Raw genomic sequence first — 11,974 nt, 5'->3', positions numbered from 1 at the left:
CAAGAAGCCCTGTAATAAGCAGGTCTAAACCAAGATAAATTGCCGATAAGTTACGTGCTACCACTACTTATTATTTGTGAATCAATGAGCTATCAAAACAAGATTTTTGATTATTTTTAAATAATTTGCCCAGACATAAACGATATAAATTTGCACTGTCACAATTTTTACCTAACCTTTATATACCTTACAAACACTAACATCGCATTACGCTCAAACTATATAAACGAGTCATGGTCTATCGCTATTCTGTATGCAGATAAGAAAAACAAATACCAATAACACTTCAAATAATTCTAACGTAAATTTTAATGCAATAAGGATAATTTATGAGCAAGCAAGACCAGATTAATAAAATTCAAGAAGTCATCAAAGATGTAAAATTTGCCATGATGAGCACAGTAAATAGCAAAGGTGATCTTCATGCATGGCCAATGACTACCAGCGAAGCCAGTATCGGTGGCAAAGAGATTTGGTTCATTGGTGACAAAACATCTGACGTGGTGAAAGATATCCAAGATAGTCCAAAAGTCGGCTTGTCTTATGCCACCCAAGATGAGAAAGACTATGTATCGGTTAGTGCAAATGCAGAGCTACCAACTGATAAAGACAAACTAGATGAATTATGGTCACCTGTCTACAATGCGTTCTTTGAGCATGGTAAAGAAGATGAAAACGTACAATTGATCAAAGTCATACCACATGGTGTCGAGTGTTGGTTAAGTGGTAGCTCAACTGTCAATATGTTTAAGATGGCAACGGCAGCAGTACAAGACGGTAAAACAGCCGAAGATATCGGTGAGCAATTTTCAATCACACTGTAGTTTTTAATAGTCTAACTATAAGATTTAATAACTTAAGACGTCAGTAGGCAGCAGTTTATTGGCGTTTTTTAATAATTGTTTTAAATATGACTCTCCCCTACATTCTAAATAGTAAAGGATAACTATTATGAGCAAACAACAACAAATGGATAAAGTCCAAGCGATGGTAAACGAAATCGAATATACCATGTTGACCACGCGCACTCATGAAGACCATTTACATTCCTGCCCGATGAATACGACTGAGACAAGCATTGGTGCCAAAGAGATTTGGTTCATTGGACACAGTCCTTCTGAAACAGTGGATAACATTAAGAAGAACCCACAAGTAAACTTGGCGTATGTCAGTCAAGATGATAAACAATATCTATCTATCACAGGCAAGGCCGAGCTAGTAGAAGATAAAGACAAACTGGATGAGCTATGGTCGATGGCGTACAACGCCTATTTTGAACAAGGCAAAGAAGATCCAAAAGTTCAATTAATCAAAGTCGTTCCGCAAGGTGCTGAATACTGGGCAAACGGTAATGCTATTGCTAGCGCAGTCAAAATGACAGCGGCAGCGGTCACAGACAATGCCATAGAAAAAAGCTTAGGTGATAATTTCTCTATAGAGCTATAATTTTTAGGATCGATGGCATCTCGAATTTATTAATAACTTGAAAACAAACATTAAAAAAACGCCAGTGCACTTATCACTGGCGTTTTTTGTGGTTTATTCTCTCTGTTATATATTCTGTTTCTTTATTTTAATGCTAACCGCTTTGCTTCAAATAAGGCCAAGCAGCTCTTAGATAAATCATCATCGACCATAAAGTAAGAATCACAGCAGCGACCATTAGTACGTAGCCGATGGTTTCAAGCGACTGCCAATTAAGCAATAGTACCGTAATTGCCACCATCTGAAACGTCGTTTTTAGTTTGCCAACGTAGGAGACTGCGACGCTAGTGCTCTTACCCAACTCCGCCATCCATTCGCGTAGTGCCGATACCGCAATTTCACGAGAGATAATGACGATAGCCGCTATCGCCATTATGATATTAGGATGCCACTGTACGAGAACGATCAGTGCGACAGCCACCATTAATTTATCAGCAACAGGATCTAAAAAGCGACCAAAGGCTGACATGACATTTAGTTTACGAGCGAAATACCCATCGAGCCAATCAGTAATCGCGGCAATGATAAAGACACTGGTCAATAACAAATGGCGTAACAAGCTATCACTAAACTCGCTCATTCCAACGCGCGCAATGACATTGTCTGAAATCGCTGGCATACCAATACCCATAGCTGGCGGCCAATAGGCAATCGCCACAAATAGCGGGATCATTAGGATACGCGCAATCGTAAGGTTGTTGGGCAAGTTAAAAATACTCTTGGTATTTTGCGAACTTGGCGGTTCTTCCTGCGTATGCAAATGCGTGCTGTCAGTCATGGCAAACCCAGTTTAATGTGAACATAATAATGGCAGATAGCTTAGCATTTTTCGGGCAAGGCGTCATGCCATCTCTACAGTGATTGAGTTATCAAAGGCACCAAAATTGACTAGGTGACCTTCTATGACTTCCTATCGACATAACGTATTGAAATTATTGGAAGCCCTTATCAATGACTTCATCATAAAGCTACGCTACTTACTCTAAATATCGGTACTTCATACAGTTCTTGGCATCTTTCGGATTTTTACAACGTAATATACTGTAACCAAAACTGCCAGACAGCATTAAACTGCGCTATCATAGCAACTGTACCAAAACACTTGTACACTTAAATCAGTAAATATAAATGGCTAAACATTTCTGTCTATTGTATTGATAATTACTACCTTTATAAATAACAGTAGAGAGCACCAATAATTACAACAACTCTTGACCACGGTCTGTGTAGCTCATACATGACCTGTTTTCCTCAGCCCACAGCACCTCCTCTGTGGGCCTTTTTTTGCCTATTAAACCATTGATATATATAGTTTTTATATTTAAAAATAGTAAATTGACCACCAATTTGACCACCATTTGCTCAAAATTTTTATTTTTTTATATGGTTTTTTTATGCGGGCATGTCAGATTTTGACAATGTAGAAAGCGACCTACACTTGAAATAGATATCACCACATTTGGGGTTATCTTTTTGTATAGTCACAGAAAGAATGGATAGCCCAAAGGTTGAACTTACCCATTTAGCTTAATTCAGTTAGCGTGTCAGCTTCTTAGTACTCATTACGGACATACTCAAGCCTTTCATTAAATGCGGCTCTTTTCTGTTTATCGCTTACTATCTCACTAATAAGATCATTAAGAGTAGTCACATCGTCAGCAACAACATCTTTAATCACTGGTCTATCGAGGGACAATAACTTCGCTTGACTCATCGTCGCTATAACTACAGCGTTTGGGTTGCGCTCATCGATAGCGATTTGTTTAGCTAGCTGCAAATCTTGCATTAAGTCATTTAAGTCAGGTATTTTCATTACTTAGCCTCAACTGGTGCACCCTAGTTTATCAAGTGTTGATTGCCATATTTTAGCGGTCAATCTGTCATGCTCATTCACTAGCCTGTAGTAGGTCGTGAAGTGCATTCCTTTGGGTCTGCCTTGATTACCGTATGCAACGCCTGATTGCCAACCTAGACGCTGCCTGATTGCGTCTGCACGACTGAATAGGCGGTCTATCGGTTGTTGTAGCTGACTACCATAATTTGCGCCAATGCAATGACGGCAAACATATAAGCCAGCACAATATAAAGTTGATGTTCTTTTATGGCATTTAGGACATAACCACCAGTAGCGATGACCGCCATAGTTGCATGATGTTTTAGATAACTGAACAGAGTATTGGTAGGATCTGCTGCGATAGCTGTAATTGAATTCGATGCTCTGAGCATTGCCTTGTCTCAGCTGCTCACGATAGCGTGAGATATTCAGTTTAAGATAGTCATCTAAGCTGTGAGTCATAGCAATTGCTGGCATGTCTAATCTCTGGTTGTTATCTAAATCATTAGGCAATTTATAACCTTGATTATAACATGGTTTAATTTATACCTACATAAACAATGCTTTAATTGCTACAGCCACAAAAAAGGCAGACGATAAACGCCCACCAATATAGCTTTATACCTAGAAAAAGTCGCTAAAGTTGCTAAAGTTCCCGTAAGCCTTATCAATTATAGCCTGTAGCTTAGTTAGCATCTGCTAACGTCCTGCTAAAGTTGCTAGAGTTCCGCTAAAGTTAGCCATTCTTAGCTAAAGTTTAGCAAGTTTAGCAATGCTTAGCAGCGCACTACCTAAAGTTAAGCCCTTGACTAGCAAGGGCTATGTAAAGTTTAGCAAGTTTAGCAGCTTTTTAGGGTTAGCTAAGGTTAATTGATCAGTTTAGGATTGATACAAACTAAACGCCTGCGCCCGTCACTTTCCAACCTGATATGTCCTACGCTTTGTAAGTCTTCAAGTAAGCCGTTAAGCTTCTTGCCTCTTAGTGCATTGGGTGCATTTTGGGTAACAAATGACTTATTCAATATAGGTGGGTTTTTACCCCTCACTTTATCGACTAGCCAGCTACTTAGTTTCTCACTATCGTTCTGCTCACCTGCTGGCGTTGCATCAAGATAGCGCAAGCGTTCGGCTGTTGAGTATTCCACTAGCATAAAGGCGCGCGTTATATCATCAGTGGTTACTACCTTGCGCTCATCAAAGAACGCCATCAATGATGCTATACGACTAGCATTCTCTGCCATCCGTGATGCATACGCTTTTAGGTACTCCAATGTCTGCCCTTGTGCTTGGCGATTCTCTATTGCCTGCATATGTTTATAGAAGACCTGTTCCGCACCATCTCCCCATTTCATTTTGATACGCTGCGGTGTGCCTGTACTGTCATTTGGTAGGCTGGCTGGCAGTGGATCAAGTAAGCTATGACAGCGTGACCAGTAGGCGATTAAATCAGGATTATCATAGGGGCTGTCATTCCTGCGCTGCTCATCGTCCCAAGTTCTTTGACCGCGTAAGTCTTCAGGACAAGCAATTAAGGCACGGGCTAAAAACCCTTGTCCGTTCATTAAAGGATCAGTTAATGCCTGCTCTAACACTACCCGTTGACCTTGTAGCAGTAGTGTCATGCGTACGCCATGTGCATCTGTTTGCGGCGTGGCATAAGCAGACTTTTGCGAGCGTAAACGAGACACTTCGCCATCACTATATAGCTTAGTAATTGCAGACAATGCGCTGCCTGCAGTGTCACCAGTCATCGTATGGCCATTGAAGAATTGCCCTGCTTCATCTGTGGTCCACGATGCGTTACTCATTTCACCACTAATAAACCTATCGAGTATCGGCTCAATAGTTGCATCATCAAATAATGTCTTAGGATTTTGCGGCCTTGGGTTTTCATCTAAGAATGTAGATAACTCTTTACCCTTTAAACTAGCTTTATCACTTTCCCACGTTGATACGTCATCTAAATAGCTAGCGTACTTCTGGCGCTCATACTCTTTAATTTTGAAGTGAGTTAAGCCCATTGCTTGAGTTTTACCGCTACCGCTTTCACCTTCCGTTATTAATATCAAGCAAGCTGCCATATGGCTATGACCAAAAGGTGCATCAATAAACCGCTGACCCATGTGTGCTAGTGACCCTAAAACGCACTGACCTGCCATGGCAAGCGGCACTTGTGCGTAGTACGCCACTAACTCAATAACTCGCCTTAGTAGTCCTGTGAAAGCATTTATTGGGTATGGTGTGGGTTTGCTAGGATCATTGGCTAATGGTTCAGGTTCGCCCCATATCTCAGCTTGTAGATCGAGTATGGTTGTATCATGAAGGGCTAATATATCTCTATAGCTTAGATTGCCATACTCTAAATGCTCTAGTACGTTTCTATCACTGGTAACAATGGCTTTGACGTTCTCGCCCTTGAACGGCTTACAAACTTTGTCTTTTTGATCTAAGGTAGTAAAGATAGTCACGGGATAAACTTCGGCAAAATGACTGACCATGCTATTGAATAGCAGCTTATCAAGGCTTACCAGTAGCGTAACGTTATCAGCTATGAGGTAGTAAGCCAGCTTTATAACGTCCTCTAGTACATCATCAATCGCTATAATCTCATTACCACTGTCTAACGTGCCAATGATTAAGGCAGACGGCTGCATACGGTCAATGATTAACGGCTTATGATTGCTGTTAGGTGTGACGCTGGCAAGGGTTACGGGTTGATCTTGGTTATTACTCAATACTAGCCCTATCGTGCCAGCTGTGGGTGCTGTCTTGCCTATGTCAAAGCCCGTGGTTATGTTAATATTACTATCAAGGTGCAATAGCTTATCTTGCGAGCATAACTGCTCACATAGGTTATATAAGTTTAATAATGTATTGTCATCTGCCAGCTCTTGCCGTGTAGCTGCATTAAACCTACTTATCATCTCAAAGCCTGCGCTAAATGCGCGGGCTTTTTCATGGGTGTCTATTGATGTGGTGGTCATCTGTTCCCCCTTGCTTGTGACTGGTTCGGCTTGCGCGTAGCTCTGTATTTCTTGTAGTAGCTTTTGCGCTTAGCGTGCTTACGGCTTTGCTTCGGTGGGTAAGTCTTCATAAACCCTCCTTTTCAGCAATTAGGCCAGCCAGCTCATCTTCAGAATAATGCTGAAAGTCTTGTGCTAAATATTGCCCTATGTCTGCAAGTTTTTGCGCTTTGTGAATATCACCACTTCTAAGATCATCTTTGATAGTAGTGAATAAAGCATCGAACCAATCTAGGTGGGTTTGTTCGCCCATTTTGCTATCGATATGATCTTGTCTTAATTGCCGGATTGTTTTCATATTCTTAACCCTCTACCTTGCCAAACTTAGTTTGTTCTAATGGCTTATTGAGCGTATCGAGTAGGCGAGAAAGAATGTTATGCCATCTATCAGTAGTATCATGCACAAGGCGCGCCATTGACTTGGCTTGATTAGGAGATATCTCCTCGTTATAGATTAGGTAGAGTAGCTGACCAATATCATGCATAACCTCAGCAGAGCCCAAGACTTCACAAGCAGTATCGGACAACATACAAGACGACATTAAAATAACTTCATCATCGTCATGATCGGTTAGGTCTATAAGCTTTATTGAGGTTGTACCGGGAACGGCATACAAGGTGGTTATGGCTGCTCTGTTGGCCGGCGTGTCGTGAAATAGTGACGGCTGATAATCGCCTGTTTCTTTGTCACATGCTGGGACAAAATAGCCTTGAGCATCATAGTAAAAATAACTGCCATCGTGAGTAAGTGCCAGTAAGTCACGTTTACCGCGTGGATCATTGCTAAGCACAAAAGGGCTGCTACTTAATGACGGGCATAGAACGCTGTCACCTGCCTTGAATGTGGCTGGTGTGGTGTTAGTAGTTTGGGTGTTTGAGGTCGTGCTGATTGATTTACCCATGATGGATAACTCCTAATAAGTTTTGAGTGAATGCCACGCTATACGGTAAAAGTATAGGGTGACGGGTCTTACTCTCGGTCTTATTAGAAACCGCCCCGCATATTCGCCTTTCGGCTATTGTATTTTGCAGCGTCAACCCGTCATAGTCGGTCAGTAAATTGCTTACCTTAGATATGATGGTTTGCCCCCTTGTGGCGCTTAGGTGCGCTTGTGGGGCCATGCTTGAATGGATAGTAACAGCTTGAGAGGCTGCGCTATTATCAGGCACAAAAAAAGCCAAAGGTTTACGACTTGGCAAGTCGCTAATAAGTTTTGAGAGGACCCTATAGTAACGCTTGTTATCATGACTTGTAAAGCTATCGTTTCCGTTATTACTAGATGTCAAAAAGCTACCTAAAAATGGGTAATCTCCCCTGTTACATCCTTTTTTTTCACTGCCAAAAAACAGGCAATTTTTTATGTTTTTCACTAATTTATTGATCTTATTTGTAATATCACAAATAAGACTCAAAATAGCAGCATTTAGGCTCAAATTTTGGCTATTTACACTCAAATTCTTATGATAAAGGCTCAAATTCGTGACATTCTGGCTATCGTGCTCCACATCACAGAATGTTAGGTCGTTTTTCTTATCTTTGCTCATCTCTCACCCCTTCCACGTTGAATGCTATTTCTGCTATGCGTTTGGATAGCCCTTTGAGTGAGTCCACTTGTCTGCTACCTGTAGGTAGTGAACCGCGTAGAGCTAGCATTTTATTTTCTACTTCTACTATCTCAGTCAGACTATTAATGGCGGTCACGTTAGCATGTAGGGTAATGATTAGCTGATCTATAAATTCATCAGTTATCATCAAAAACCCTTCATTTTTTAACCTGTCTATAACTTCGTTTACTAGATCGTTATTACTCATGGCTTGTTGCCTCCGCTTGGTACGGTAATGCGTGGTCACAAAACATGTCGCTAACAATACCTGCCAGCTCGCTATTGGCATAAAGTGCGGCTTTGACTGCCACAAGAACGCCTTGGCTAACCTCATCTTTTGTTTTGATAGCATCTAGCGCGGTGGCTAGGTGGTCAGTATCGCGGTAAATGTCCTGTATGCGGTCATACATAAGACGTAAGTACAGACTATCCACGGTCACTAGGCGGCTGGCTGGGGTGTCGATTGATATGCTAGGGTGGTTATTCATTTAGTTCCCCTCGCTGTTAGATAGTTCGCTTTCAAGTAATGTCTGCTCATCAAGCCAATAGACCGAAAAACGCTTGTCATTGTGCGTGACTATCTCGCTTTGAATGGTTAGCCCTGCGGTTCTTAGGTCATGAATGCGCTGTGCTAGGCATGTGATTTGATAAAGGCGGTAAGCATCCCAAGTAGTGATTGTTGCCCCTGTCATCAGGTGCGCTCTAACAGTGTCAATCTGTGTTTTAGGTGCTGGCTGGTTGGTCACTGGGGCGGTGGCTGTAGTAGTCATGATTAAGCCCCCTTGCTAGCTGAGTGTTGGCGTTCAAGCCATGCTAGTAAATCGGCATTTCTAAATAGTAGAATGCCGTTGATATCAATCGGTCTTGGGAACTTGTCAGCCTTCCACCATCGGCGAAGTGTCTGATGATGAACACCTATTAGGGATGCCGCTGTCTTAATGCGCGTCTGCCCTTGCGGATGTAACTGGGTTGAACTTTGCGGATTGTTTGATACATTTAGCATATTGCTAACTCCTGTGTCATGCCGTTACTTGGCGTTGATTTGAGTTATCAGTATGCTAAAAGCTTAGTGGGCTGCCATCCTAGTTGGGGTAAGTTCGCATCCTAGTTAGGGTGCTAGTTTGTCTTGCGATAAGTGTTTATCAGTGTTTGTAGTCGATAAAAAACAAAAACCCGCTCAAGGGCGGGTTATTCTTCTACTTGTTAAGTCGTCTACTTATGTAACTACTAATTCAAAACTTCATAAGTATTAATACGTCCGTTATTCGACCACTATCGCATCTTCCTCATCACTAGCCAGAACATAATCTTCTTTGCTTATTTCTGGCCTTTCAATGTTTACTAAAGGAGGTTCAGTAGCTTTATATTGGCTGTAATCAATTTCTGGACTAGTAATCATATTGTCTATCTTAGCTCTTGTAGCTTCTGAACGTTCATACTGCTCATCAAGTCTTGATTGCAGTTTGGTCATGCTAGCCGATGGTCCCATATCATGCGTGTTCAAACCGAGACGATTACCAACGCCATATAAAGGATCTATTGAGCCTGTGTCTTCAAGACGTTGAGCAAGAAGTTGTAAGTTTGCTCCAAAATCTTTATGGATAAGCAATGTGTCCATGATTTCTGCATCACTCATACCAGTTTCTCGTAGGCGTTCAATTTCTTTCTTTACTTCATTTTTAGGTATTGGTTGTAATTTTACTAACACAAGTCTTTTTTGTCTTTCATATTCATCATCAGTCAGCAACCCTAGCGCTTTATCGCAATCAATAATCTTTAAAGATATCCTATCTCTTTCTTTTTGAGTTAGGTTATTCCAAGCTATTGAATTTTCTTTCAGCTCTTCAGCTCGTTCAGCAATTGCATAGCTTAAATCGAAATGTCCACTACTGCTATCGTCATAATGTTTTTTTAGCTCAATGAGACTTGGTATGCATTGTGCTGATTCATCAACATCAGAATCCACATAAAACGTTCTATCTGTTAAATACTTCAGCTCAATTAGGTCAGTTGCCGCGCTATCTATGAGATTAGAATTAGCTTTTAAAAAACCGTCTTTAGCTTTCACTTCTTTTTTCTCTATATAGACGTTGATAGTACTTACAAAAATAGTTATCAAGATAGCTAATAGTATTAGGGCCCAAAATCCGCTATAAATATACCAAAGAGCAGGTACTCTACCTTTTAAATATTTACCAAAACGCCAAAGTATTTTTGCTAGATAAAATAGTAATACCAAAGCAGTAATGCCAGCAAGAATTCCAATAGCGAGTAATAGATATTCCATGTGTCGACCTTTAATGACGGATAGTATGAGCTGTCAAACCAACACTATCCGTATCACCAATATTTGTTTTATTTATGCACTATAAACAAAACAATAAGGTTCAGCAATTTAGTTTACTTGCTAGCCTTATTATTATGCTTGAATAAAGCCAAAATAGTTAATAAGCATATTGCATATAACTACGTCCTACTGTCGAGCCCGTTTGATTTGTGCTAACTTCGCCTAGCAGGTCTTTGTACTTAGTGCCTAGACGCTCCTCTGCTAGTTTTGTACTGTCATGGATGATAGCTAAGTTTCTCATCATTTCTTTTTCACCCATATCAAGATCAAGGCTAGCAATTGCGGTTTCTAATTTCTTGCCTTCAAAGTCAGTAAGTGCGCCAAGCCCTCGCATTTTTTCAACTTGTGTCAAAAACACCTGACTCTTTAATGTTTCAATATCTTTTTCAAACGCTTTTGTAGCAGCTCTAACTGACGGTACCTTGCCCGCTATTGGGCCAACCGCGCCACCACCAAATAGCCCATACATGGCGCCTTTATTGTTCAGCAGACGAGTAATAGTTGCTCGAGATTGCGCCAAACCCTCTTTTTGACTTTCATATTGCGCTAAACGCTCTTGGTTCTTTTGGTTGGTTGCAATCTGCTTAGTGGTCAATCCAGCCGCATACTGAGCTTGTTTGAACTCAAGGTTTTTAATCTGAACACCAAGCCTATCTCTAGTCACTTGGTTTGCCTCGCTTTGCAACTGCAATTTAAGCTGCGCTAACTGATTGGCGACCGCCTGTTGTGCCTGAGCATCAGCCCTAGCAATAGGTATATCTTCAGCTTGCGTGGTTTTTAGCGTTGCACCAGCCGTGTTATTTGATGCCTCAGAAGTTAATACAGCTTGCTTGTAAGGGATTAAGGCCGTAGTTTCACCTGCTGTTGCCAAATCTTTCTTGGCGGTCGCATAATTACCTGCCGTTTTAGATTCAATCTCGTCTTTTCTGACTGGTGTTAGTGTTGTTATTTCATCCGCTTCTGCTTGTGTTTTGGCTCTATCAACTGGCGCTGCATCTTCTGCGATATTTGCGCCCGAATATGAGTCATAGGCTGCACCTGCATCTTTGCCTGCTAGTAGCGAGTAATTCATCAGCAATGACTTTCTAGCTGACTGTGGGTCTGTTGCCATCCATTCAGCCATTTGTGAATATTCTTCTGCTTTGTCAGGCAACCCCATATCATTATACGCTGCTGCCTTGTCACGCATTTTCTGAACCGCCAAGTCTGGCCGTTCGCTACCTAGTGCTGATATGCTTGTGCTCATATCGAACAACATAGATTGTTGCTCTTTTTGCTCAAGCGCATCGTAGTAGTCCTTTGCGCCTTTTGTATATTCAGGGAATTGAGCAACCACACGACGAACCGCGCCCATGTCGTTCCAGTCTAATTGCTCTAATTGCTGCTGCGCTTGGATTTTGCGTGCTTGCTCGGCTTGTTGAGCTTGTAATAGGTCGCGGTTTTGGCGAAATTGCTGCCCCATACCGTATGCCTCAAGAACGCCATCAAAAGGGTTTGCTTGCCCTTGTCCATATGCCTGTGCTAGTGCCATTAGAATCCACCTCTCTTAATATTGTTAGCTCAAGTTTTCAGATTGAAACTAACGTTGATTGAGGTTATCAGTATGCTTCAAGCTTGTAATATGGGCATCCTAACTAGGGTGAAGCTATGCCCTAATTGGGATGCAAGTTTGTGCCTGGT

At 41.5% G+C, this 11,974-nt stretch carries 15 protein-coding genes; 2 read left to right on the top strand and 13 right to left on the bottom strand.

Annotated elements, in window-relative coordinates; genetic code table 11:
* Positions 1-329: 329 nt before the first annotated feature.
* Positions 330-824, top strand: a complete 495-nt coding sequence (locus tag ACT3QR_RS09630; RefSeq protein WP_444521134.1) for a pyridoxamine 5'-phosphate oxidase family protein — start codon at positions 330-332, stop codon at positions 822-824.
* Positions 825-951: 127 nt separating this feature from the next.
* Complete coding sequence (locus ACT3QR_RS09625) at positions 952-1,446, top strand: pyridoxamine 5'-phosphate oxidase family protein (protein WP_444521133.1); 495 nt, start codon at positions 952-954, stop codon at positions 1,444-1,446.
* 133 nt (positions 1,447-1,579) lie between these two features.
* Here the strand turns inward: ACT3QR_RS09625 and pgsA are convergent, their stop codons facing one another.
* The 13 genes from pgsA to ACT3QR_RS09560 form a co-directional block, all read right to left on the bottom strand.
* Positions 1,580-2,263, bottom strand: a complete 684-nt coding sequence (gene pgsA, locus ACT3QR_RS09620; protein ID WP_444521132.1) for a CDP-diacylglycerol--glycerol-3-phosphate 3-phosphatidyltransferase — start codon at positions 2,261-2,263, stop codon at positions 1,580-1,582.
* A gap of 774 nt (positions 2,264-3,037) precedes the next feature.
* The gene (locus tag ACT3QR_RS09615) at positions 3,038-3,298 is read right to left on the bottom strand and encodes a hypothetical protein (protein ID WP_444521131.1); all 261 of its coding nucleotides are present in this window, start codon (positions 3,296-3,298) and stop codon (positions 3,038-3,040) included.
* Between the two features lie 197 nt (positions 3,299-3,495).
* Positions 3,496-3,711, bottom strand: coding sequence for a hypothetical protein (locus ACT3QR_RS09610; protein WP_444521130.1), 216 nt, complete (start codon positions 3,709-3,711; stop codon positions 3,496-3,498).
* A 474-nt stretch (positions 3,712-4,185) separates the two neighbouring features.
* Positions 4,186-6,303: a DUF3987 domain-containing protein gene (locus ACT3QR_RS09605; protein ID WP_444521129.1), complete on the bottom strand. Its 2,118-nt coding sequence runs from the start codon at positions 6,301-6,303 to the stop codon at positions 4,186-4,188.
* Positions 6,304-6,409: 106 nt separating this feature from the next.
* Complete coding sequence (locus tag ACT3QR_RS09600; RefSeq protein ID WP_444521128.1) at positions 6,410-6,640, bottom strand: hypothetical protein; 231 nt, start codon at positions 6,638-6,640, stop codon at positions 6,410-6,412.
* 4 nt (positions 6,641-6,644) lie between these two features.
* The gene (locus tag ACT3QR_RS09595; RefSeq protein WP_444521127.1) at positions 6,645-7,244 is read right to left on the bottom strand and encodes a hypothetical protein; all 600 of its coding nucleotides are present in this window, start codon (positions 7,242-7,244) and stop codon (positions 6,645-6,647) included.
* On the bottom strand, positions 7,237-7,887 hold the full coding sequence (locus tag ACT3QR_RS09590) for a hypothetical protein (protein ID WP_444521126.1): 651 nt from the start codon (positions 7,885-7,887) through the stop codon (positions 7,237-7,239). The genes ACT3QR_RS09595 and ACT3QR_RS09590 overlap by 8 nt, the downstream gene beginning before the upstream one ends.
* Positions 7,874-8,155, bottom strand: a complete 282-nt coding sequence (locus ACT3QR_RS09585) for a hypothetical protein (RefSeq protein WP_444521125.1) — start codon at positions 8,153-8,155, stop codon at positions 7,874-7,876. Before ACT3QR_RS09585 ends, ACT3QR_RS09590 begins: the two co-directional genes overlap by 14 nt.
* A complete protein-coding gene (locus tag ACT3QR_RS09580; RefSeq protein ID WP_102078599.1) occupies positions 8,148-8,435 on the bottom strand; it encodes a hypothetical protein in 288 nt (95 codons plus the stop codon). The genes ACT3QR_RS09585 and ACT3QR_RS09580 overlap by 8 nt, the downstream gene beginning before the upstream one ends.
* Positions 8,436-8,717, bottom strand: a complete 282-nt coding sequence (locus tag ACT3QR_RS09575; protein WP_444521124.1) for a helix-turn-helix domain-containing protein — start codon at positions 8,715-8,717, stop codon at positions 8,436-8,438. It abuts the gene before it with no gap.
* A 2-nt stretch (positions 8,718-8,719) separates the two neighbouring features.
* Positions 8,720-8,950, bottom strand: a complete 231-nt coding sequence (locus ACT3QR_RS09570; protein ID WP_444521123.1) for a helix-turn-helix transcriptional regulator — start codon at positions 8,948-8,950, stop codon at positions 8,720-8,722.
* Positions 8,951-9,208: 258 nt separating this feature from the next.
* Positions 9,209-10,234 (bottom strand): hypothetical protein, encoded by a 1,026-nt coding sequence (locus ACT3QR_RS09565; protein WP_444521122.1) that lies wholly within the window; start codon positions 10,232-10,234, stop codon positions 9,209-9,211.
* A gap of 157 nt (positions 10,235-10,391) precedes the next feature.
* A complete protein-coding gene (locus tag ACT3QR_RS09560; protein WP_444521121.1) occupies positions 10,392-11,825 on the bottom strand; it encodes a hypothetical protein in 1,434 nt (477 codons plus the stop codon).
* Positions 11,826-11,974: the final 149 nt, after the last annotated feature.

The sequence above is a fragment of the Psychrobacter sp. AOP7-B1-25 genome (assembly GCF_052376195.1).
Classification (GTDB): domain Bacteria; phylum Pseudomonadota; class Gammaproteobacteria; order Pseudomonadales; family Moraxellaceae; genus Psychrobacter.
The sequence above is the reverse complement of the archived record's forward strand: the minus strand, read 5'-3'. Positions and strand labels throughout refer to the sequence as shown.